The organism is Microbacterium sp. M3, assembly GCF_033548675.1.
GTDB lineage: Bacteria > Actinomycetota > Actinomycetes > Actinomycetales > Microbacteriaceae > Microbacterium > Microbacterium arthrosphaerae.
Window position 1 is genome coordinate 191,991 of record NZ_JAWTZT010000002.1, and the last position, 21,553, is coordinate 213,543.

Here is a 21,553-nt window from a genome sequence, read left to right on the forward strand (position 1 = left end):
CGCGCCCGTGCCGGGGTGGAACCTGTAGAATCGAGGGGTCGGTTGCGCGCGCACTCACGCGCTGCGCACCACTGACATTCTAGGCGCGATGGTCGGCGCCGCTTGAGAGGGCCCGAGAAGCGGCATCCCCCCTCCGGTATCTCCACCGGAGAATTCGGATGCCGGGACGGATCACACCGCCAGGACCCGGAGGAGAACGTGACGATGTCTGATGTGCTGATCGATCGCCCGGAGCTGGAAGGCCTGGGTGTCTACGAGTTCGGCTGGCACGATGCCGACGCCGCAGGTGCGAGCGCGAAGCGGGGTCTCAGCGACGCCGTGGTGCGCGACATCTCGGCGCTGAAGGCCGAGCCGGAATGGATGCTGAAGACGCGGCTGAAGGGCCTGCAGCTCTTCGAGCGCAAGCCGATGCCCACGTGGGGCGCCGATCTCAGCGAGATCGACTTCGACAACATCAAGTACTTCGTGCGGTCGACGGAGAAGCAGGCCGGCTCCTGGGAAGAGCTGCCCGAAGACATCCGCAACACGTACGAGAAGCTCGGCATCCCCGAGGCCGAGCGCCAGCGTCTGGTCGCGGGCGTCGCCGCGCAGTACGAGTCCGAGGTCGTGTACCACCAAATCCGCGAGGATCTGGAGCAGCAGGGCGTCATCTTCATGGACACCGACACCGCGCTGCGCGAGCACCCCGAGTTCTTCGAGGAGTACTTCGGCACCGTGATCCCCGCCGGCGACAACAAGTTCGCCGCGCTCAACACGGCGGTGTGGTCGGGCGGCTCGTTCGTCTACGTCCCGAAGGGCGTGCACGTCGAGATCCCGCTGCAGGCGTACTTCCGCATCAACACCGAGAACATGGGGCAGTTCGAGCGGACGCTGATCATCGCCGACGAGGACTCGTACGTCCACTACATCGAGGGCTGCACGGCGCCGATCTACAAGAGCGACTCGCTGCACTCGGCCGTCGTCGAGATCATCGTGAAGAAGAACGCCCGCGTGCGCTACACGACGATCCAGAACTGGTCGAACAACGTCTACAACCTCGTCACCAAGCGCGCCGTGGCGCACGAGGGCGCGACGATGGAGTGGATCGACGGCAACATCGGCTCGAAGGTCACGATGAAGTACCCGTCGATCTTCCTGATGGGCGAGCACGCCAAGGGCGAGACGCTCTCGGTCGCCTTCGCCGGTCCGGGCCAGCACCAGGACGCCGGCGCGAAGATGATCCACATGGCGCCGTACACGCAGTCGTCGATCGTCTCGAAGTCGATCGCCCGCGGCGGCGGTCGGGCCGGCTATCGCGGCGAGGTCCGCGTCGACGCCAACGCGCACCACTCCGCCAACACGGTCCGCTGTGACGCGCTGCTGGTCGACACAATCTCGCGCTCCGACACGTACCCGGCGATCGACATCCGCGTCGACGACGTGCAGCTCGGCCACGAGGCCACGGTCTCCAAGGTCAGCGAGGAGCAGCTCTTCTATCTGATGAGCCGCGGCCTCCCCGAGGACGAGGCCATGGCCATGATCGTGCGCGGCTTCATCGAGCCCATCGCCCGCGAGCTGCCCATGGAGTACGCGCTCGAACTCAACAAGCTCATCGAGATGGGCATGGAAGGATCCGTCGGCTAGATGAGCCCCACCACCGAGGCCCCCACCATTCCCGGCGCGAAGGGCCACTCCGATGGCGCCGGTGCATTCGTGCCCGTGCAGACCCGCTCCGAGCGTTCCTGGTCGTTCGACCCCGCCGCCTTCGAGGCGCCGACCGGCCGCGAGGTCAACTGGAAGCACACGCCCATCGCGAAGCTCCAGCCCCTCTTCGCCGACGAGGCCGGCCCCCACGGCGTGATCGAGGTCGACGTCGACGCGCCCGACAGCCTCGTGCAGGAGCGCCTCACCGCCGGCTCGGCGCCGCGCGGCGAGGTCTTCCGGCCCGAGGACCTGCCGAGCGCCATCGCCTGGAAGCAGGAGTCCGAGGCGCCGCTGCTGCGCATCCCGGCCGGCGTCGAGTACGCCGAGCCGATCGTCGTCTCGCTCACCGGCACCGGCGGCCTGGCGCACGCGCACGTGGTCGTCGAGGCGCAGCCGAACTCGCACGCGACGATCGTCTTCCGCCACACCGGCACGGCGCACCACGCGCAGAACGTCGAGATCATCGTGCGCGAGGGCGCCCATCTCACGCTCGTGTCGGTGCAGGAGTGGGACGACGACGCCGTGCACGCGGCATCCCATCAGGCACGCGTCGAGCGCGACGCGACCCTGCGGCACGTCGTGGTCAGCTTCGGCGGGGGAGTGGTCCGCGTCAACCCGAGCGTCGAGCTCGCGGGCACCGGATCGCGCGCCGAGCTCTACGGCCTCAGCTACTCCGATTCGGGTCAGCACCTCGAGAGCCAGGTGTACCTGCACCACAAGGGCGCCGAGACCTCCGGCGACGTTCTCTACAAGGGCGCCCTGCAGGGCGAGGCCGCGCGGAGCGTCTGGATCGGCGACGTCCTCATCGGACCGGATGCCGTGGGCACCGACTCGTACGAGGCCAACCGCAATCTCGTGCTCACCGACGGTGCGCGCGCCGAGTCGATCCCGAACCTCGAGATCGAGACGGGCGACATCCGAGGCGCCGGTCACGCGAGCGCGACCGGGCGCTTCGACGACGAGCAGCTGTTCTACCTGCAGGCGCGCGGCATCCGCGAGGATGAGGCGCGACGCCTCGTGGTCCTCGGCTTCCTGGCCGAGATCGTGCAGAAGATCGGTGTGGATGCCCTCGAGGCGGAGCTGTTCGCCGCGATCGAGGAAGAACTGGCGAAGGAGACCGGCCGATGACCGCGGAGCGTGTGTGCGCCCTGAGCGACCTCGTGCAGGACGAGGCCCGGCGGGTCGAGGTGGACGGCGTCGCGATCGCCGTCGTGCTCGACTCGAACGGCGAGGTCCATGCGATCGGCGACGTCTGCACGCACGGCGACATCTCGCTCTCGGAGGGCTTCGTCGACGGCGAGTCGCTCGAGTGCTGGGCGCACGGCTCGGCGTTCTCCCTCCGCACCGGCAAGCCCCTCAACCTCCCCGCGTACGAGCCGGTTCCGGTGTTCGCGGTCACCGTCGACGGCGATGACGTGCTCATCGACCCGGCCGTCAAGCTCGAAGTGAACTGAAGAAGGTACTGAACACATGTCTGTCCTCGAGATCCGCGACCTCCACGTGACGGTCGAGACGGATGCCGGCACCACCCCGATCCTCAACGGTGTGACGCTCACGATCCGCACCGGCGAGACCCACGCCATCATGGGCCCCAACGGCTCGGGCAAGTCGACGCTGGCGTACACGATCGCCGGTCACCCGAAGTACACCGTGACGAGCGGCTCCATCACCCTCGACGGTGAGGACGTCCTCGAGATGTCGGTCGACGAGCGGGCGCGCGCGGGACTCTTCCTCGCGATGCAGTACCCGGTCGAGATCCCCGGCGTCACGGTGACGAACTTCCTGCGCACCGCCAAGACCGCCGTCGACGGCGAGGCGCCCTCGATCCGCACCTGGACCAAGGACGTCAAGTCCTCGATGAAGAACCTGCGCATGGACCCGAAGTTCGCGCAGCGCAACGTCAACGAGGGCTTCTCGGGCGGCGAGAAGAAGCGCCACGAGATCCTGCAGCTCGAGCTGCTCAAGCCGCAGATCGCCGTGCTCGACGAGACCGACTCGGGCCTGGACGTCGACGCGCTGAAGATCGTGTCGGAGGGCGTCAACCGCGCCAAGGCCGAGACCGACCTCGGTGTGCTCCTCATCACGCACTACACCCGCATCCTGCGCTACATCGCGCCGGACTTCGTTCACGTGATGGTGAACGGGCGCATCGTCGAGGAGGGCGGCCCGGAGCTCGCCGACCGCCTCGAGGACGAGGGGTACGACCGCTTCCTGCCCGAGGGCGAAGAGGAGCCGGCCGACGCCCCCGTGGGCAGCGAAGCGTAGGATCGGCGTATGACGGCGACGCTCACCCCCGAGAAGTACGACGAGGTGACCGAGGCTCTCAAGGACGTCATGGACCCGGAGCTCGGGATCAACGTCGTCGACCTCGGCCTCATCTACGACCTCGCGTGGGACGACGAGAACGACGCGCTGGTCATCCACATGACCCTCACCTCCGCGGGGTGCCCGCTCACCGACGTGCTCGAGGAGCAGACCGCGCAGGCGCTGGACGAGGTCGTGGAGCGGTTCCGCATCAACTGGGTGTGGATGCCGCCGTGGGGTCCGGAGCGGATCACCGACGACGGGCGCGACATGATGCGCGCCCTCGGCTTCGCCATCTGACGCTTCATACGGGGACGCACAACGGCAGCGGCGCGACCTCGCTCGTTAGGCTTCTCGGGTGAGCGTCACCGTCACCCCGCTGCAGGCCCTTTCCATCGACGAGCTGCGTCAGCGTACGAGCACGAAGTGGCGGAAGTACGGGGAGGACGTCCTGCCCTTCTTCGTCGCCGAGACGGACTACGCGCTGGCGCCCGCGGTCACCCGCGTGCTGACGCGCGCGGTCGAGCTCGGCGACACCGGCTACACGCCGCCCGACCCGGGCGTGCGCGAGGCCTTCGTCGGCTTCGCGGGGCGGCGGTGGGGCTGGACCGTCGACCCGTCGCACGTGTCGTGGACCGGGGACGTGATGATGGGCGTCGTCGAGATCCTGCGGCGCGTCATCGAGCCCGGCGAACGCGTCGTGGTGATGCCCCCGGTGTACCCGCCGTTCTACGACACCGTGGAGGAGGCCGGCGGCGTCGTCGAGCGGGTGCCCCTCGTCGCGAGCGAGGCGGGCTGGGAGATCGACCTCCTCGGCGTGGAGGCGGCCCTCGCCGGCGGCGCCCGCGCGGTGCTGCTGTGCAATCCGCACAACCCGACCGGCACCGTGCACTCGGCCGAGACGCTCGCCGCGCTGGCAGACATCGCGCAGCGCTTCGAGGCCACCGTCGTCAGCGACGAGATCCACGGACCGCTCGCCTACGGGCAGACGCCGTTCACGCCGTTTCTCGCCGCCTCGGAATCCGCGCGACGCGTCGGATACGCGGTGACGAGCGCGAGCAAGACGTTCAACCTGGCCGGACTCAAGTGCGCGGTCATGGTCGGCGGTGGCGAGGCGCAGGCGAAGGTGCTGCGGGCACTGCCGGCGGAGGTCGAGTGGCGCACGGGGCTGTTCGGCGCACTGTCGAACGTCGCCGCCTACTCGCCGGAGAGCGACGAATGGCTCGAGAGCCTGCTGGCCGCCCTCGACGCCAACCGCCTTCTCCTGGCCGATCTGCTCGCCGAGCACGTGCCGCAGGCGCGCTATCTCCCGCCCGACGCGGGCTTCCTCGCGTGGGTCGACCTCTCCGCGTACGGGTGGGGCGACAATCCGGCCGTCAAGGTCCTGCGAGAGGCGAAGGTGGCGCTGCACCACGGACCGCTGTTCGGCACGGAGGGCCGCGGACACGTCCGCATCAACTTCGGCTGCGATCCCGGACTGCTGCGCGAGGCCGTGGAGCGGATCGGCGCTCTCGCCGGCGGCTGACCGCGCGAGCGCTGTCCGACGCCCTGACGACCTGCGGACGGGTTAGCCTGGCCGGATGACCTCCCGGAGCGCCGTCGACGCAGAAGCCTCGGGCGTCTGGGGAGCGCGGTTCGTCTGGGTGACGGTGGGCGCCGTCGCGCTCATCTTCCTCGCCGCGATCCAGTCGCTCGCCGTCACGACGGTGATGCCGGTCGTCAGCGCCGACCTCGACGGCGATCGCCTCTACGCGGTGGCCTTCGCCGGGACGCTGGCGACCAGCGTCATCGGCATGGTCGCGGTGGGGGCGTGGTGCGACCGTGGTGGAGTGCTCGCCCCGTTGACGACGTCGGTGGTGCTCTTCGTGGCCGGGCTGCTGATCGCCGGGCTCGCCCTCACCATGCCGATGCTGGTCGCGGGGCGGCTGGTGCAGGGGCTCGGCACCGGCGGCCAGACGGTGGCGCTGTACGTCGTGGTCGCACGGGTGTACCCGAGTGCGCTCCACGGGCGCGTGTTCGCCGCGTTCTCGGCCGCGTGGGTCGTGCCCTCGCTCATCGGGCCGTTCCTCGCCGGGGCGGTCACGGAGTTCCTGCACTGGCGCTGGGTCTTTCTCGGCGTGGCCGCGCTCACCGTGGTCGCGTTCGCCCTCGTGATCGCGCGACTCCACGGGCTGCCGCTGCGCACCGACGAGCCGGCCACGACGCGGATCGCCCCGCGCCTGGCGTGCGCGGTCGCCGTCGCGGTCGGCGCACTCGGCCTCAGCCTCGCCGGCGAGCTCGAGGGCTGGGCGTGGGCGGCGGTCGCGGCATCCGTCGTCGTCATCGCCCTCGCGTCGCGACCGCTGCTGCCGCGCGGCACGCTGCGGGCGGCGCGCGGCCTGCCGAGCGTCGTGCTGATGCGCGGTCTCATCGCCGGCGCACTGTTCGGAGCCGAGATCTACGTGCCGTACCTCCTGATCGACGGGTACGGGTTCTCGCCGACCTGGGCGGGACTCGGCCTCACTGCAGCTGCGCTCGCGTGGGCGGCCGCCGCCGACGTGCAGGGGCGCTACGGGGATCGCATCGGCAACACCCGCATCACGCTCGCAGGCACGGCGCTGCTGGTCGGGGCGCTCGTCGCGGCCGCCGCGACCGCGCTGCTCGGACTGCACCCGGCGGTGCTCGTCGCCGGGTGGGGGCTCGCGGGCGGCGGCATGGGCCTGATGTACCCGCGGCTCACCGTGCTCACCCTCGCGTACTCGACCCCGCAGAACCAGGGCTTCAACTCCTCGGCGCTGTCGATCTCGGACGCGGTCGGGTCGGCGTCGTCGATCGCGGTGATGGGGCTCGTCTTCACGGCCCTGGTGGGGACGGATGCCGGATTCCCGGCCGTGTTCGGCATCGCTGTGCTGCTGGCGGTCGGTGCCCTGATCCCCGGGCTGCGGCTCGGCCACGCGCACGAGGCGCCGCGAACGGAGCGGCAGGGGAGCGTCACACAATGACGGTCCCGATTTTGGGTCGACTGCGAGGTAAGCCTATCCTTACTGGGTGACCTCCTCGAGTGCCGTCAGCACGCGTCCCGCGTACCGCCCCTATGCCGCGACAGTGGCGGACGTGCACCGGCTCTCGCCCCACTTCGTGCGGGTCGCGTTCACCGGCCCCGACTTCGAGGTCTTCGGCACGGCCGGCCTCGACCAGCGACTCAAGCTCATCCTGCCGCTGGCGGATGGGACGCTCAGCGACATCGGCCAGCACGATCCCGATCGCATCGACGCCGGCGACTGGTACACGGCATGGCGAGAGATCCCGAGCGAGATCCGCAGCCCCCTGCGCACGTACACCGTCCGTCGCGTGGACCCGGCGGCGCGCCGCCTGCTGGTCGACTTCGTGGTCCACCACGACGCCGGACCGGCGGGCAGCTGGGCCGAGCGCGCAGCCGTGGGCCAGGAGATCGTCATCGTGGGACCGGACCAGCGCAGCGAGGGCTACCGACTCGGGCTCGACTGGCACCCCGGCACCGCCGGGCGCGTCATGCTCGCCGGTGACGAGACCGCCGCGCCGGCGATCGGGTCGATCCTGGAGTCGCTGGACGAGTCCTACGACGTGGACGCGTTCATCGAGGTGCCCACGGGCGCCGACGCCCTGGCGCTCGACGTGCCCGACTCGTTCCGGGTGACCTGGCTGCCGCGCGACGACCGCGACCACGGTGCTGCGCTCACCGAAGCGGTGACGGCGTGGACGGCGACCGCCGGCGACGTGCTGGCCCGCGCCGCGGCGCCCCGGCGCCAGGAGCTGAGCGACGTCGACGTCGACACCGATCTGCTGTGGGACAGCCCCGACGACTCGGAGGGGGAGTTCTACGCGTGGATCGCCGGTGAGGCGGCCACGATCAAGGGCCTGCGCCGCCACCTCGTGCAGGGTTGCGGGGTCGACCGCAAGCGCGTGGCCTTCATGGGGTACTGGCGGCTCGGTCAGTCCGAGCGACAGGAATGAGCACCGCTCGCGACCGGCGCGGGCTCCTCCTGATGCTCATCGCGATCGCGCTGCTGCTGATCATGGTCGTCGTGAGCCTCATGATCGGCGCGCGGCCGGTCGCTCCCGGGGTGGTGATCGAGGCGCTGCTGCGTCCGGACATGTCGCTCGCCGACCACAGCGTCGTCCTCACCCAGCGCATCCCGCGCACCGTCATCGGCATCCTCGCGGGGGCGTCGCTCGCGCTCGCGGGCACCCTCATGCAGGGCCTGACGCGCAACCCGCTCGCCGATCCCGGACTGCTCGGGGTCAACGCCGGCGCGTCGGTGGCGGTGCTCGCCGCCATCACACTGTGGGGCATCACCTCGCCGTCGGGCTTCGTGTGGTTCGCCTTCGCCGGTGCGGCGATCGCCTCGATCGTGGTGGCCGTGATCGGCACCCGGGGCCCCGACGGCTCGAGCCCGGCGAAGCTCGCCCTCACCGGAGCCGCGGTGACCGCCGGCCTCACGGCGGTCACGACCCTCGTGCTGACCACCTCCATCACCGCCTTCGACGTGTTCCGGTACTGGCAGGTGGGCGGCCTCACCACGCGCGGTCTCGACACCGTCGCCGTCGTCGTGCTGCCGATCGCCATCGGCGCCGTGATCGCCTTCGGCTCCGCCCGCGGCCTCGACCTCATCGCGCTCGGCGACGAGACGGCCACCGGCCTCGGCCACAGCGTGGCCCGCACGCGCACGCTCGGCATCGTCGCCACGGTGCTGCTCTGCGGCAGCGCCACCGCGATCGCCGGGCCGATCGTGTTCCTCGGCCTGCTCGTGCCCCACGCGCTCCGTGCGATCGTGGGCGGCGACTACCGCTGGCTCCTCGCCATCGGTGCGCCGGCCGGAGCGGTCGTGCTGCTCGCGGCCGACGTCCTCGGCCGTGTGATCGCCCCGCCCGGCGAGGTGCAGGCGGGTCTCGTCGTCGCGTTCGTCGGCGCCCCCGTGCTCATCTCGCTCGTCCTGCGGCCGGGGAGGGTGACGCTGTGACGGCTTCCGTGCTCGAGATCCGTGCGCGCGTGCGCCGCCGGCGGACCGTCGTCATCGCGGCGGTGCTGCTGGCGCTCGCGCTGATCGCGACGGTGTCGCTCTCGGTCGGGGACTACCCGATCGCGCCCGCAGACCTGTGGAACACCCTCTGGGGCGGCGGAGACCGGCTGCAGTCGTACGTCGTGTTCCAGGTGCGCGCACCGCGCCTGGTGATGGCCCTCGTCGTCGGTGCCGCACTCGGCGCGGCCGGCGCCCTGCTGCAGTCGCTGCTCGGCAATCCGCTGGCGAGCCCCGACCTGCTCGGCATCAGCGGCGGCGCGGGCGCTGCCGCCGTGTTCGGCATCCTCGTCCTGGGGATCGGCGGTCCGCTGCTGGCTGTCGCCGCGTTCGCGGGCGGGATCGTCGTCGCGGCCTTCCTGCTTCTGGCGGGGCGGCACCGTGCCGACGGCGGGTACCGGCTGATCCTCGCCGGCGTCGGGGTCGCCTTCCTCACGGTGGCGATCACGAACTACCTGATGGTCCGCGCCCAGGTGGAGCTCGCGCAGGCGGCGCTCATCTGGCTCACTGGCAGCCTCTCCTCGACGCCGTGGTGGAACGTCGCGACCGTCCTGGCGGTGGTGCTGCTCGCGGTCCCCGCGGTCGTCGTGTGCGCGCGCTGGCTCCCCATCACGCAGATGGGGGCGCAGACCGCGGCCTCGCTCGGTGTGCGCGCCTCGACCGTCCGCCTCGTCACCGTGCTCACCGCGGTCGTCCTGACCGCCGTCACCTGCGCGTTCGTCGGTCCGATCGCGTTCATCGCCCTCTGCGCACCGGCGATCGCGCGACCGCTGCTCGGGCATGGCGCGATCGGCGTGGGCACCAGTGCAGCGATCGGCGCCGCGCTGTTGGCCGCGGCGGACCTGATCGCCCAGTTCGCCATCCCCGGCATCTCCGTGCCCGTCGGCGTGGTGACCGGCGCCATCGGCGCGGTGTTCCTGCTGTGGCTCCTCGCGACGTCGAAAGGACGAAACCTGTGACCTCCGCACCCGCACCGCGGCTGAGCGCACGCGGACTCGCCGCCGGCTATCCCGGTCGCCGCGTCATCGAGGACCTCGACCTCGACTTCGCGCCGGGCCGCATCACGATGATCATCGGCGCCAACGCGTGCGGCAAGTCCACGCTGCTGAGCGTTCTCGCGCGCGTGAACGCCCCGCTGGCCGGGACCGTCGAGCTCGACGGCGTCGACGTCACGACGCTGCCCCGCAGGCGCTTCGCGCAGAGCGTGGGCCTGCTGCCGCAGCATCCCACCGCGCCCGACGGGCTGACCGTCGCCGAGCTGGTCTCACGCGGCCGTCACCCGCACCGCAGCGTCTTCCAGCGCTGGAGCGCCGCCGACACGGCGCGCGTGGACGACGCCATGGCCAAGACCGGCGTGGTCGCACTCGCCGATCGCGCGGTCGGCGACCTCTCCGGTGGGCAGCGCCAGCGCGTCTGGATCGCGATGGCGCTCGCCCAGGAGCCGCGGGTGCTGCTGCTGGACGAGCCCACGACGTTCCTCGACCTCAGCCACCAGATCGAGGTCCTCGACCTGCTGCGCACGCTCAACCGCACCGACGGCACCACGATCGTCGTCGTGCTCCACGAGCTCAACCTGGCGGCCCGCTACGCCGACGACCTCATCGTGATGAGCGGCGGCCGCGTGGTCGCCCACGGTGCACCCGCCGAGGTGCTGACCCGCGAGGTCGTCTCGCAGGCGTTCGACCTCGACGCGCTCGTCATGCCCGACCCCCTCACCTCCACCCCCCTCGTCATCCCCGTGCCCGGTGGCGCCCACGCCGCCGCGGACGAGGCCTGACGCGACCGAAAGGAAGACCCATGCCCGTTCCCACGTCCCGCCTCGGCGCCCTCGCCGCGCTCGCGGTCGCCGGAGGCCTCGTGCTGTCCGGCTGCGCCGGCACGCCGGCACCGGCATCGTCCGACGCGGCGGATGCCGCCACCGCTTCGTCCGACGCGTTCCCCGTCACGTTCGAGCACATCTACGGTGAGACCACGATCGAGGAGGCGCCGGAGCGCGTCGCGACGTGGGGCTGGGGTGCCACGGACGCCGTGCTCGCGCTCGGCATCGTGCCCGTGGCCATTCCGTCGTCGGAGTACGGCGGCGGCGACAACCTCATCACGCCGTGGGTCGAGGAGGCCCTCGACGAGCTCGGCGGCGAAGAGCCCGTGCTGCTGGACAACTCCAGCTTCGAGCTCTCGGTCGAAGAGCTCCTCGCCACCGACCCCGACGTCCTCGTGGCCTCGTACTCGGGCCTCACCCAGGAGGAGTACGACGCCGTCACGGGTGCCGGCATCCCCGTCGTCGCCCCCGAGGAGGCGCTCTGGTCGACGCCGTGGCGCGACGTCATCTCCGACACCGGCAAGGCGCTCGGCCTGGAGGCCGAGGCGGAGCAGATCCTCACCGATCTCGACCAGCAGATCGCGGACGCGGCCACCGAGCACCCCGAGTTCGAGGGCACATCCATCGCGTTCGCCGATGACGACGTGGACACCTTCTACCTCTACCTGCCCGCCGACCCCCGGGTCGAGATCCTCGAGGACCTCGGCTTCGTCAGCGCCGAGTCGGTGACCGCCCTCGACACCGGCGAGTCGACGTTCTACACGACGGTCAGCAGCGAGAGCCTCGACAAGGTCGACGCCGACGTGCTGTTCACGCAGGCCGAGCTGCAGTCCGACCTCGACGAGTTCCTCGCGTCCGATCGCGCCCAGCTCATCCCCGCCGTCCAGTCGGGTGCCGTGGCGCCGATCGTCGGCGAGGAGAACGTCGCGGCCATCTCGCCGACCGCGCTGACCCTCCCGTGGATCCTGCCCGAGATCGTCTCCCAGCTCGCCACCGCGACGGCGGCCGCCCAGGGCTGAGACCCTTCCACGCATGCGAAAGCCCCGGCCGTCCGGCCGGGGCTTTCGTCGATTCCGGATGCCTCGTCCCGAGGCATCCGCTCACCTCTTGCTCTGGTCGGCCTTCCGCACGAGCGCCCACGCGCCCGGGATGATCGCGGCGGCGATGCCCGCCTTGATCAGACCGCCCACGATGAACGGGAGGAGGCCCGCCTCGAGCACCGCGGCGAAGGAGTAGTCCAGACCCATCACGACGTTGAGGATGAACGCCATGTAGGGGATGCCGAAGAGGAACGGCACGGCGCTCGCGGCCGCGAAGCCGAGGAAGGCCAGGGCCGGGCGGCGGTCCCACGCGCGCTCGGCGAACCAGCCGGCGACGAACGCCGAGACGATGAAGCCGATCACGAAGCCGAAGCTGGGCTTGCCCACCGCGGCGATCGTGCCGGTGAACCCGGCGAAGACGGGGAGCCCCGCCAGACCCGCCAGCATGTACGTGGTGAGGGCGGCAGCGCCGCGCCACGCGCCGAGCGCGGCGCCGACGACGATGACGCCGAGGGTCTGGCCCGTGATGGGGACCGGCCACAGCGGGATCTCGACCTGGGCGAGGAGCGCGACGACGGCGGCTCCGGCGATGACGAGACCGGCATCGAGGGCGAAGGCGCGTGCGCGGCTGGACGGGCGGGCGATGACGTCGGCGAGCACGCGACGGTGGCCTGCGGTGGCTGACGGGGCGGCGGCGATGGATGACATGGCACTCAGCCTAGGGGGCGTCGTGACGGCCTACTTGGACGGCGTCCACCAATGATCTCGTCTTCGGCTGTTCGAGTCCGCCAACGCCGCGCCCACCAGAGGGGTGTGCGGAGCGGCCGTTCACGCGAGGGCGGGGGCGGCGAGCGAGTGCGAGCCGGGGCGCGGGTGCGGGAGCGGCGTGCGCGCCAGGCGGAGCGCGACGGCGAACGCGGTCACCGCTGCCACGGCGGTCACCGGGGAGGTGCCCACCACGAGCAGCAGCGCCACGCCCGCGGTGCCCGTCGTGACCGCGACGGCCACCCGCGTCGTCGACGAGGTCCCGGCCGGCGCCGGCCGCGCCTCGATGCGCGAGAGCGGCACCGCGACCGCCGCCGTGGCCGCCAGCGCGAGCGCGAGCCAGAGCGGGCGACTGACCCACCACCCGGCGCCGTTCACCTCGGGCAGCGGCATCCCGGCCAGCATCGATGCCGCAGCCGAGAGCCCGGCCAGCGCGAGCAGCACCGGCATGTGCCACAGGTACACCGTCATCGCCCGGGGCGTCGCGAAGTCGACCAGGCGCGCCGGGCCCGGCCGCGCGGCCAGGCGCTCGAGCGGGGCGCGCACGAGCGAGAAGAGTGCGACGTGGACCACGCCGACGAGCAGCAGCGCCGTGGTGGGCGGGTTGATGTTGGCGACGAGATCGGGGGAGTGGAGGCCGCTCGCGAACGAGACGGCCAGCAGCGCCACCGCCGCGGCCGCCGCCCCGGCGCGGGAGCGGCGCGAGAGGGCGTCGATCCGGCCGTCGGCGAGGAAGAAGCCGACCTGCTGCAGTGTCAGCCACACGAAGGCGAGGTTGAGGAAGCCGATCCCGTCGATGCCGGTCGCGAGGCGTACGACGTCGACGGCACCCGCCAGGAGCGCCAGCACGCCCAGTGTGCGCAGCGGTGCGCGCTCGTGGCACCGCAGCAGCGCCGGGAGGAGCGCCTGGCAGACGAGGAAGACGCCCAGGAACCACAGCGGCTGCGCGAACCGGAACCCGGCGAGCGCGACGAGATCCGCCGGGATCCCCGCGGCGGCGAGCAGCCCCAGCAGCGCTCCGGCCACGCCGACCGTGACCGCTGCGGGGAGCAGGAGCCGATGGACCCGCCCCGCGACGAACCGGGCAGCGGCGCCGCCTCGCGCGCGGGAGCGGCGGAACGCGGTGGCGCCGGCGAAGCCGCCGACGATGAAGAAGAGGGGCATCACCTGCAGCGCCCAGCTCACCGGCACGATCCAGGCGGTGCCGTCGCTCGCGTTCACGAACGAGGGTCCGGACCCGGTGACGGTCACGCCGACCATGATCGCGTGCAGCACGACCACGCCGATGACGCAGAACACGCGGACGAGATCGACGGCGCGGTCGCGGCCGGGTGAGCGGGTCGGGGATGCCGCGGCTGCGGCGACGACGGCGGTCATGGGTCCTCCTCGGGGTCGGTCCCCGGAAGGCTATGGACGCGCTGCGTGCGAGAGCATCGCCCCGTGGGGTGGTCGTGGACTCACCCCGTGGAGGGATCAGGCGGCCGGCTCGACCAGTCCGGCGTCGTACGCGAAGATGACCGCCTGCACGCGATCGCGGGCGCCGAGCTTGGCGAGCACTTTGCCGACGTGCGTCTTGACGGTCTGCTCCGAGATGAACAGCTCGGCCGCGATCTCGGCATTGGACCGGCCACGTCCGATGAGCGTGAGCACCTCGCGCTCGCGCTCGGTGAGCTCGCGGAGCACCGCCGTCGCCCGGCCGGCGCGCGGGCGGCGGGCGGCGAAGTGCTCGATCATGCGGCGGGTGACGCTCGGTGCGAGCAGCGCGTCGCCGGCGGCCACGACGCGCACCGCGTGCACGAGGTCGTCGGGGAGGGCGTCCTTGAGGAGGAAGCCGCTCGCACCCGCCTCGAGCGCGTCGTAGACGTAGTCGTCGATGTCGAACGTGGTGAGCATCAGGATGCGCGGCAGGTGTGCGGCCGGATAGCTCGGCCCGAGGATGCGGCGGGTCGCGGCGATGCCGTCGAGTTCCGGCATGCGCACGTCCATGAGGACGACGTCGGGGTTCAGGCGCGCCGAGAGCGCCACCGCTTCGGCGCCGTCGGACGCCTGCCCGACGACGCGGACGTCGTCCTGCGCGTCCAGCAGCGCGGCGAATCCGGCGCGCACCATGGCCTGATCGTCGGCGACGAGGACGCTGATCGTCATGCTGCTGCTCCACGGGAGTCGGGGCCGGTGACCGGCGGCGCGTCGGGGCCGTCCGGCACCAGCGGCAGCACGGCCTGAACCGTCCACCCGCCGTCGGAGTCGGGTCCCGCGCTCACGGTACCGCCCACGAGCGCGGCGCGCTCGCGCATGCCGAGAAGCCCGTGGCCGCGCGAAGCCGTCGGGGCCGCGGTGGGAGATGAGGACGCGGCGTTGCGGATCCGCAGGCGCAGCGCGTCGCCGTCCCGCTCGACGACGAGCGTCACGGGTGCCTGCGGGGCGTGGCGCGCCGCGTTGCTCAGCGACTCCTGGACGATGCGGAACGCCGTGACGTCGACGGCGGCCGGCACGTCCTCAGACCGAGTGAGAAGCTGCGCGTGGATGTCGGCCCCGGCGCGGCGCATCGCCTCGACGAGGTCGCCGATGTCGCGGACGCCCTGCTGTGGCGCCAGATCGGCCTCGTGGTCATCGGTGCGCAGCACGCCCAGCAGGCGCCGCATCTCGGTGAGACCCGTGCGGGCGGTCTGCGCGATCTCGTCGAACTCGTGGAGGGTCTCGGCGGAGAGCCCGGGAACGCGGTAGCGCGCGGTCGACGCCTGCACCTGGATGAGCGACATGCCGTGCGCCACGACGTCGTGCAGCTCCCGCGCGATGCGCGCACGCTCCTCGATCAGCACGCGCCGGGACTGCTCGAGCGCGGTGAGCTCGCGCTCGCGCGTGAGCTCGGCCCCGATCCGCAGCCGGCTCGCGAGCAGCACGGCGACAAGGAGTGCCGCACCGGAGATCGACGTGACGATGACGAGGTTCACGATGCCGGCGGCGACCGGCACCGTCGGCGCGAGCACGATCACCACGGCGAGCGTCACGACGATGCCGAGGAGCCAGGCGACGATCGCGATGCGCCAGCCGTGCAGCACGGCCAGTACGCCCACCAGCAGGATGAAGACGATCATCGCCGGGACCGACCACGGCCACGGCCACACGGTGCCGGCGGTGAGCAGGGCCGGCAGGGGGAGAGCGGCGGCGGACCCGACGAAGATCGCCGTCGCCCACCGGGGGTACCGCACGGCCACCACCGGGGCCGCGCACAGCAGCGCGCCGAACAGGAAGGCGAAGGCCGGGGGCTGCGCGTACAGCGCGATCAGCACCGGCACGAGCACCGAGAAGAGCACGACCGCCGCGAGCGCGAGCGCGGCGAACGCGACCGTGTGCGTGCTCGGCCGGCGCCGCGACGTCACAGCGGGCGGGGGCGGGGCGGTGTCGTGCACGATGTCATCCTGTCAGGCGAGGGCGAGTCGGGGGATGCCGAGGCCCGGCGTGCGCGCAAGGCCACGACGCGGTCGATCACGAGCCCGATCGACAGGGCGAGCACGATGCCGAGGCCCGCGCTCAGCAGCGGCTGGTCCTTCAGCCACGCACCGGCGAGGACGCCGATCGCGATGCTGTAGACGGCCCAGCAGATGCCGGCCGCGACGCTGAGCCCGGCGAACCGGCGCCACGGGTAGCCGAGCGCGCCGGCCGACAGGTTGACGGCCACGCGCCCGACGGGCACGAACCGCGCGCCCATCACGAGGCCCGCGCCCCGCCGTTCCAGCGCGCCGCCCGCCCAGTCGAAGGCACCGGCGACGCGCGGCCGGCGCATCCATGCGAACCGGTCGGTTCCGGTGCGGCGACCGAGCGCGAAGGCGATGTTGTCGCCCACGGCGGCGCCCACGGCGGCGGCCGCCCCGAGCACCGCGAGGTTCGGCTCCCCGGTGGATGCCGCCACCGCCGCCGCGGCGACCAGCACCGTCTCGCTGGGGACGGGCGGGAAGAAGCCGTCGACGATCGCCACGGCGAGCATCACGAGGTAGAGCCAGGGTGAGGCGATCGCCTGCATCAGGACGTCGGTGAGGAGTTCCACCCGGGAACGGTATGCGCGGCGTGCGGGCCGCGGCATCCCTCCGCAGTATCGATCGCCTCCCTCTGCGGGACTATTCGCCGGCCGCGAGCGGGGGAGCCCGCCACGTATACTGGGTGGCTGGCCACTCGGCCACCACCCCCATACGCCATCGACGGAACGGACATCCGCTGTGCTCGCCGTGCACGATCTCGAGATCCGCGTGGGCGCCCGCGTGCTCATGTCGGACGTCTCCTTCCGCGTGTCCGACGGCGACAAGATCGGGCTTGTCGGCCGCAACGGTGCCGGCAAGACGACGCTGACGAAGGTGCTCGCGGGCGATCTCATCCCCGCCGACGGCAAGGTGGAGCGATCGGGCGAGCTGGGCTACCTCCCGCAGGACCCGCGTTCGGGGGATCCCGAGATGCTCGCACGAACCCGGATCCTCGACGCCCGCGGGCTCGGCACGCTCGCCATCGGCATGCACGACGCGTCGCTCGCGATGGGTGACGCCGACGAGGCCGCCGCGGCGAAGGCCATGCGAAAGTACGCGAACCTCACCGAGCGCTTCGAGGCGCTCGGCGGCTACGCGGCCGAGGCCGAAGCAGCCTCGATCGCGCACAACCTGTCGCTTCCCGACCGCATCCTCGACCAGCCGCTGAAGACGCTCTCGGGCGGTCAGCGCCGGCGCATCGAGCTGGCCCGCATCCTCTTCTCGGACGCCCAGACGATGATCCTCGACGAGCCCACCAACCACCTCGACGCCGACAGCGTCGTGTGGCTGCGCGAGTTCCTGAAGGGCTACAAGGGCGGGCTCATCGTGATCTCGCACGACGTGGAGCTCGTCGGTGAGACCGTCAACCGCGTGTTCTACCTCGACGCGAACCGCCAGGTGATCGACGTCTACAACATGAACTGGAAGAACTACCTGCGCCAGCGGGTGGCCGACGAGGAGCGCCGCAAGAAGGAGCGCGCCAACGTCGAGAAGAAGGCGACCGTCCTGCAGCAGCAGGCGGCACGCTTCGGCGCGAAGGCCTCCAAGGCCGCCGCGGCGCACCAGATGGTGGCGCGCGCGGAGAAGATGCTCGCCGGCCTCGACGAGGTGCGCCAGGAGGAGCGCGTGGCCAAGCTGCGGTTCCCCAAGCCCGCGCCGTGCGGCAAGACGCCCCTGATGGCGTCGGGACTGTCGAAGTCCTACGGCTCGCTCGAGATCTTCACCGACGTCGATCTCGCGATCGACCGCGGCTCGAAGGTGGTGATCCTCGGCCTCAACGGCGCCGGCAAGACGACGCTGCTGCGGATCCTCGCCGGTGTCGACCAGCCCGACACCGGTCAGCTGGAGCCCGGCCACGGGCTCAAGATCGGCTACTACGCCCAGGAGCACGAGAACCTCGACGTGTCGCGCTCGGTGCTGGAGAACATGATGTCGGCCGCCCCCGACATCACGGCGACCGAGGCGCGCAAGGTGCTCGGGTCGTTCCTCTTCACGGGCGACGACGTGCTGAAGCCCGCCGGCGTGCTGTCGGGCGGCGAGAAGACCCGGCTGTCGCTGGCGACGCTCGTGGTGTCGTCGGCGAACATGCTGCTGCTCGACGAGCCCACGAACAACCTCGACCCCGCGTCGCGCGAGGAGATCCTCGGAGCGCTCGCGCACTACGAGGGCGCCGTCGTGCTCGTCTCGCACGACGAGGGCGCGGTCGAGGCGCTCAACCCCGAGCGCGTCCTCATCCTGCCCGACGGCGTCGAGGACATCTGGGGCCGCGACTACGCGGATCTCGTCACGCTCGCGTGACGAGATCTCCCGGCGGTTGAGCAGCCGCGGCTTCAGCCGCGGCGTATCGAAACCGGTCACGCTTGCGTGACGAGATCTCCCGGCGCGGGGTCAGCGCGCGGCGGCGTCGATGAGGGCGTCCTCGTCCTCCGCGTCCCGGTCGCGGCGACGCCGCGCGGGCGGGCGGGGGAGGGCCGCGGCATCCGTCGACGCTGCGGCATCCGTCGACTCCGCGGCGGCGCGGGCGTCCTCCGCGTCTTCGCGGCGATGCCGGCGCTCGGTGCGGATCACGTAGGCGATGAACACGAACCCCATGATCGCGAAGAGGATCCACTGGATCGCGTACGACAGGTGGGGCCCGGGATCCTCCGACGGCGCCTTCAGCGCGCTGGGTGCGGCCGCCGGCGCGGGATCCTCGCTCACCATGATCCCGTAGGCGCTGCGCTCCAGCGCCGCAGCGGCCGCGGGTGAGATCGACTCCGCGACGAGGCCGGGGTTGATCGTCGGCACCTGCCCCTCGGGCGCGGAGCGCCCCGACGACGGCACCGGCTCGGCCGGTCGCAGCCGCACCACCACGGTCGCCTCACCGGAGGGGGGAGCGGGCACCGCGTCGGGCTCGGGCTGGTCGTCGCCGGGCGGCACCCAGCCGCGGTCGACCAGGAGCACACGCCCGTCGTCGAGCCGGAAAGGCACGAGCACTTCGAACGCGGAGGTGCCGCCGTGGGGACGGTTGCGCACGAGCAGCTGGTCGTCGGCGAGGTACTCGCCCTCCAGCACGACCGGCCGCCACTCGTCCTGCGGGTCGAGGTCGGTTCCGGCGGTCATGACGTCGGCGAGGGCGACGGGCTCGGCGTCGTAGTTCTGCTCGACCAGCGCGAGCTGCGCCGACCGGTCCTCGTTGCGGGTGAACTGCCAGTTCGACAGGAACGCGCAGGCGATGGCGAACACCACAGCGAGCGAGATGTAGATGGCCCACCGCCCGGCGCGAGGCAGCCGCTGCATGCTCACAGAGCGCCCGCTCATCGGGTCGCCTCCTCGGCGGCCAGCGGCGCGACCGACACCGGGAAATCGCGCGCCGCCAGGAATTCGCGCAGATAGCCGACGTGCTCGTCGCACGCGACCCAGGTCTTGCGGCGGTCGGCGGAGTGGATCTTCGGGTTGCGCCAGTCGATGCGCCACAGCGCGGTTGCGCGGCATCCTGCCCGCGAGCAGATCGCGTCGGCGACCTGACCGCTCGCGTCGTCGCTCATGCGTCCTCGTCCGGCCGGCGGTCGAGCGAAGGTCGCGTCTCTTCGAGGCGGATCACGGTGGTCTCAGGAGCCGGGGGAGCGACGGGCGTCGAAGGTGCGCTCGGGAGGGCCCGCTCGGGGTCCACGCGGCGCCCGGCTCGCGCGTCCTGCCCGACATTCGCCGACACCACGGCGATGTACGGCAGGAAGATCGCGGCGGCGCCCAGCACCCACGTGTACCAGCCGTACGGCGTGATCGCGACCATGAGGATGAAGCACAGGATGCGGATCCCCATCATCACCAGGTAGCGGCGAGAGCGCGCGACGGCGTCGTCGCGCGGGGCACGCGGCAGGGACGTCGCCGAAGGGGCGTGGTGGGAACTCTTCACGGTGCTTCCAGGGTACGCCGGTTGCACCGCGGCGGCGCCCCGGGAGCGTGTCCCGGGGCGGCCGGTTCAGGAGTAGTAGCCGTACGGGACGGCCGACCAGAAGGCGGCGAAGGCCACGATGATGAGGATGATCCCCAGCAGGGAGAGGCCGAGCCCCACCCAGCCCACGATCGTGCCGGCGAGAGCCATGCCGCGACCCTGCTCGCCGCTCGTCTTGAGCTGCTTGAGGGACATGTGGCCGGTGATGACGCCCACGACGGCACCGATGAAGGGGAGGATCACGAAGCTCGAGATCGAGGCGATGAGCGACACGATCGCGAGGGTGTTGGTCTTGGCGGGCGCGCCGTAGCCGTAGCCGGGTGCCGCACCGTACGCGGGGGCGGCGCCGTAGGCGGGGGCCGCGCCGTACGCCGGAGCGCTGCCGTACGCGGGCGGAGCGCCGTAGGCGGGCGGGGCGGGCTCAGCGGGCGCGGCCCCGTACGCGGGCGGCGCATAGGCGCCCTGCGCCGGCGGCGGGTAGGCGCCCTGAGCGGGCGATGCGGGCGGGGTGGCGGGGGCCGGCGGAACAGGCGGGTACGCGCCCTGTTCCGGCGCGGGATTCTGGGGGGTGGTGTCGCTCACGGCGGCCCTTTCGTCGATGTCTGGCTACAGCGTCCCAGCGCCGCACGAGGCTGTCAAACCCCGGCGAAGGACGGCGACGCGGGCGCCGCTAGGCTGGTGCGGATCCACCACACACCACCGGGAGTGTCACTCATGTCCACCGATCGCGTCGTCCTCGTCACCGGCGGCAACCGCGGCATCGGCCGCGCCATCGCGGAGCGCTTCGTCGCCGCGGGATACAGGGTCGCCGTGACCGCACGCTCGGGCGAGGGCCCGGCGGGCACGCTCACCGTGCGTGCCGATGTGACGGATGCCGCAGCCGTCGACGCGGCCTTCACCGAGGTCGAGAACGCCCTGGGCCCCGTGGAGATCGTCGTGGCGAACGCCGGCATCACCAAGGACACGCTCCTGCTGCGGATGACCGAGGACGACTTCGACAGCGTGGTGGCCACGAACCTCGGTGGCGCCTTCCGTGTCGTCAAGCGCGCGTCCAAGGGCATGCTCCGTGCCAAGTGGGGCCGGGTCGTGCTGATCTCGAGCGTCGTCGGACTCTACGGGTCGGCCGGCCAGATCAACTACGCCGCGTCCAAGAGCGCCCTCGTCGGCTTCGCGCGTTCGCTCACCCGCGAGCTCGGCGGGCGGGGCATCACCGCGAACGTGGTCGCCCCCGGCTTCATCGAGACCGACATGACGGCGGAGCTGTCGGCCGACACGCAGGCCGAGTACAAGAAGAACATCCCGGCCGGGCGCTTCGCGACCGCCGACGAGGTCGCCGGCGTGGTCGCGTGGATCGCGTCCGACGACGCCGCCTACATCTCCGGCGCCGTCATCCCGGTCGACGGCGGCCTCGGCATGGGGCACTGACCAGCTCACGACCGGCACTGCACGGCGCCGCG

23 protein-coding genes are annotated in these 21,553 nt (G+C 71.8%); 14 read left to right on the forward strand and 9 right to left on the reverse strand.

The features are described from left to right. Positions 1-204: 204 nt before the first annotated feature. The 12 genes from sufB to R8Z57_RS06235 are packed head-to-tail and all read left to right on the forward strand — an operon-like array spanning position 205 to position 11,861. The gene (gene sufB, locus R8Z57_RS06180) at positions 205-1,623 is read left to right on the forward strand and encodes a Fe-S cluster assembly protein SufB (RefSeq protein ID WP_318352906.1); all 1,419 of its coding nucleotides are present in this window, start codon (positions 205-207) and stop codon (positions 1,621-1,623) included. Beyond that, entirely contained in the window at positions 1,624-2,811 is a 1,188-nt protein-coding gene (gene sufD, locus R8Z57_RS06185; protein ID WP_318352907.1) for a Fe-S cluster assembly protein SufD, read from the forward strand. Further along, on the forward strand, positions 2,808-3,137 hold the full coding sequence (locus tag R8Z57_RS06190; protein WP_318352908.1) for a non-heme iron oxygenase ferredoxin subunit: 330 nt from the start codon (positions 2,808-2,810) through the stop codon (positions 3,135-3,137). Before sufD ends, R8Z57_RS06190 begins: the two co-directional genes overlap by 4 nt. A 16-nt stretch (positions 3,138-3,153) precedes the next feature. Then, the gene (sufC, locus tag R8Z57_RS06195) at positions 3,154-3,948 is read left to right on the forward strand and encodes a Fe-S cluster assembly ATPase SufC (RefSeq protein WP_318352909.1); all 795 of its coding nucleotides are present in this window, start codon (positions 3,154-3,156) and stop codon (positions 3,946-3,948) included. A gap of 9 nt (positions 3,949-3,957) precedes the next feature. After that, positions 3,958-4,287, forward strand: coding sequence for a metal-sulfur cluster assembly factor (locus R8Z57_RS06200; protein ID WP_318352910.1), 330 nt, complete (start codon positions 3,958-3,960; stop codon positions 4,285-4,287). Between the two features lie 58 nt (positions 4,288-4,345). Further along, entirely contained in the window at positions 4,346-5,512 is a 1,167-nt protein-coding gene (locus R8Z57_RS06205) for a MalY/PatB family protein (protein WP_318352911.1), read from the forward strand. A gap of 55 nt (positions 5,513-5,567) precedes the next feature. Then, positions 5,568-6,968, forward strand: a complete 1,401-nt coding sequence (locus R8Z57_RS06210; RefSeq protein WP_318352912.1) for an MFS transporter — start codon at positions 5,568-5,570, stop codon at positions 6,966-6,968. Between the two features lie 46 nt (positions 6,969-7,014). After that, a complete protein-coding gene (locus tag R8Z57_RS06215; protein ID WP_318352913.1) occupies positions 7,015-7,959 on the forward strand; it encodes a siderophore-interacting protein in 945 nt (314 codons plus the stop codon). Further along, positions 7,956-8,966, forward strand: a complete 1,011-nt coding sequence (locus R8Z57_RS06220) for a FecCD family ABC transporter permease (RefSeq protein WP_318352914.1) — start codon at positions 7,956-7,958, stop codon at positions 8,964-8,966. The genes R8Z57_RS06215 and R8Z57_RS06220 overlap by 4 nt, the downstream gene beginning before the upstream one ends. Then, positions 8,963-9,982 carry a FecCD family ABC transporter permease gene (locus R8Z57_RS06225; protein WP_318352915.1) on the forward strand — a complete coding sequence of 340 codons (1,020 nt, stop codon included), beginning with the start codon at positions 8,963-8,965 and terminating at the stop codon, positions 9,980-9,982. Before R8Z57_RS06220 ends, R8Z57_RS06225 begins: the two co-directional genes overlap by 4 nt. Next, entirely contained in the window at positions 9,979-10,800 is an 822-nt protein-coding gene (locus tag R8Z57_RS06230) for an ABC transporter ATP-binding protein (RefSeq protein ID WP_318352916.1), read from the forward strand. The genes R8Z57_RS06225 and R8Z57_RS06230 overlap by 4 nt, the downstream gene beginning before the upstream one ends. Before the next feature lie 20 nt (positions 10,801-10,820). Then, positions 10,821-11,861: an iron-siderophore ABC transporter substrate-binding protein gene (locus R8Z57_RS06235; protein ID WP_318352917.1), complete on the forward strand. Its 1,041-nt coding sequence runs from the start codon at positions 10,821-10,823 to the stop codon at positions 11,859-11,861. Between the two features lie 81 nt (positions 11,862-11,942). Here R8Z57_RS06235 and R8Z57_RS06240 read toward each other — a convergent pair whose 3' ends face one another. From R8Z57_RS06240 to R8Z57_RS06260, 5 genes are all read right to left on the reverse strand, one after another. Continuing rightward, positions 11,943-12,590: a biotin transporter BioY gene (locus tag R8Z57_RS06240; protein ID WP_318352918.1), complete on the reverse strand. Its 648-nt coding sequence runs from the start codon at positions 12,588-12,590 to the stop codon at positions 11,943-11,945. Between the two features lie 120 nt (positions 12,591-12,710). Then, positions 12,711-14,024 carry an acyltransferase gene (locus R8Z57_RS06245; RefSeq protein WP_318352919.1) on the reverse strand — a complete coding sequence of 438 codons (1,314 nt, stop codon included), beginning with the start codon at positions 14,022-14,024 and terminating at the stop codon, positions 12,711-12,713. Between the two features lie 96 nt (positions 14,025-14,120). After that, positions 14,121-14,792, reverse strand: a complete 672-nt coding sequence (locus R8Z57_RS06250) for a response regulator transcription factor (protein WP_318352920.1) — start codon at positions 14,790-14,792, stop codon at positions 14,121-14,123. After that, the gene (locus R8Z57_RS06255; RefSeq protein ID WP_318352921.1) at positions 14,789-16,057 is read right to left on the reverse strand and encodes a sensor histidine kinase; all 1,269 of its coding nucleotides are present in this window, start codon (positions 16,055-16,057) and stop codon (positions 14,789-14,791) included. The genes R8Z57_RS06250 and R8Z57_RS06255 overlap by 4 nt, the downstream gene beginning before the upstream one ends. Further along, positions 16,024-16,692, reverse strand: a complete 669-nt coding sequence (locus R8Z57_RS06260; protein ID WP_318352922.1) for a DedA family protein — start codon at positions 16,690-16,692, stop codon at positions 16,024-16,026. Before R8Z57_RS06260 ends, R8Z57_RS06255 begins: the two co-directional genes overlap by 34 nt. A gap of 169 nt (positions 16,693-16,861) precedes the next feature. On the opposite strand from R8Z57_RS06260, the gene R8Z57_RS06265 reads away from it, so the two are divergent. Further along, positions 16,862-18,460: an ABC-F family ATP-binding cassette domain-containing protein gene (locus R8Z57_RS06265; protein WP_318352923.1), complete on the forward strand. Its 1,599-nt coding sequence runs from the start codon at positions 16,862-16,864 to the stop codon at positions 18,458-18,460. Positions 18,461-18,550: 90 nt separating this feature from the next. Here the strand turns inward: R8Z57_RS06265 and R8Z57_RS06270 are convergent, their stop codons facing one another. The 4 genes from R8Z57_RS06270 to R8Z57_RS06285 form a co-directional block, all read right to left on the reverse strand. Then, positions 18,551-19,462 (reverse strand): SURF1 family protein, encoded by a 912-nt coding sequence (locus R8Z57_RS06270; RefSeq protein ID WP_318352924.1) that lies wholly within the window; start codon positions 19,460-19,462, stop codon positions 18,551-18,553. Further along, the gene (locus R8Z57_RS06275) at positions 19,459-19,689 is read right to left on the reverse strand and encodes a hypothetical protein (protein WP_318352925.1); all 231 of its coding nucleotides are present in this window, start codon (positions 19,687-19,689) and stop codon (positions 19,459-19,461) included. Before R8Z57_RS06275 ends, R8Z57_RS06270 begins: the two co-directional genes overlap by 4 nt. Then, on the reverse strand, positions 19,686-20,057 hold the full coding sequence (locus R8Z57_RS06280; protein ID WP_318352926.1) for a DUF3099 domain-containing protein: 372 nt from the start codon (positions 20,055-20,057) through the stop codon (positions 19,686-19,688). Before R8Z57_RS06280 ends, R8Z57_RS06275 begins: the two co-directional genes overlap by 4 nt. 66 nt (positions 20,058-20,123) lie before the next feature. Beyond that, positions 20,124-20,678 carry a DUF4190 domain-containing protein gene (locus tag R8Z57_RS06285; RefSeq protein WP_318352927.1) on the reverse strand — a complete coding sequence of 185 codons (555 nt, stop codon included), beginning with the start codon at positions 20,676-20,678 and terminating at the stop codon, positions 20,124-20,126. A gap of 132 nt (positions 20,679-20,810) precedes the next feature. Here R8Z57_RS06285 and fabG point away from each other — a divergent pair, with 132 nt between their 5' ends. Further along, positions 20,811-21,521, forward strand: a complete 711-nt coding sequence (fabG, locus tag R8Z57_RS06290) for a 3-oxoacyl-ACP reductase FabG (protein ID WP_318352928.1) — start codon at positions 20,811-20,813, stop codon at positions 21,519-21,521. Positions 21,522-21,553 lie beyond the last annotated feature (32 nt).

Coding starts and splice junctions, on each gene's coding strand:
- sufB (WP_318352906.1), top strand. CDS start 205: ATGTCTGATGTGCTGATCGATCGCCCGGAGCTGGAAGGCCTGGGTGTC.
- sufD (WP_318352907.1), top strand. CDS start 1,624: ATGAGCCCCACCACCGAGGCCCCCACCATTCCCGGCGCGAAGGGCCAC.
- R8Z57_RS06190 (WP_318352908.1), top strand. CDS start 2,808: ATGACCGCGGAGCGTGTGTGCGCCCTGAGCGACCTCGTGCAGGACGAG.
- sufC (WP_318352909.1), top strand. CDS start 3,154: ATGTCTGTCCTCGAGATCCGCGACCTCCACGTGACGGTCGAGACGGAT.
- R8Z57_RS06200 (WP_318352910.1), top strand. CDS start 3,958: ATGACGGCGACGCTCACCCCCGAGAAGTACGACGAGGTGACCGAGGCT.
- R8Z57_RS06210 (WP_318352912.1), top strand. CDS start 5,568: ATGACCTCCCGGAGCGCCGTCGACGCAGAAGCCTCGGGCGTCTGGGGA.
- R8Z57_RS06220 (WP_318352914.1), top strand. CDS start 7,956: ATGAGCACCGCTCGCGACCGGCGCGGGCTCCTCCTGATGCTCATCGCG.
- R8Z57_RS06235 (WP_318352917.1), top strand. CDS start 10,821: ATGCCCGTTCCCACGTCCCGCCTCGGCGCCCTCGCCGCGCTCGCGGTC.
- R8Z57_RS06240 (WP_318352918.1), bottom strand. CDS start 12,590: ATGTCATCCATCGCCGCCGCCCCGTCAGCCACCGCAGGCCACCGTCGC.
- R8Z57_RS06245 (WP_318352919.1), bottom strand. CDS start 14,024: ATGACCGCCGTCGTCGCCGCAGCCGCGGCATCCCCGACCCGCTCACCC.
- R8Z57_RS06250 (WP_318352920.1), bottom strand. CDS start 14,792: ATGACGATCAGCGTCCTCGTCGCCGACGATCAGGCCATGGTGCGCGCC.
- R8Z57_RS06270 (WP_318352924.1), bottom strand. CDS start 19,462: ATGAGCGGGCGCTCTGTGAGCATGCAGCGGCTGCCTCGCGCCGGGCGG.
- R8Z57_RS06275 (WP_318352925.1), bottom strand. CDS start 19,689: ATGAGCGACGACGCGAGCGGTCAGGTCGCCGACGCGATCTGCTCGCGG.
- fabG (WP_318352928.1), top strand. CDS start 20,811: ATGTCCACCGATCGCGTCGTCCTCGTCACCGGCGGCAACCGCGGCATC.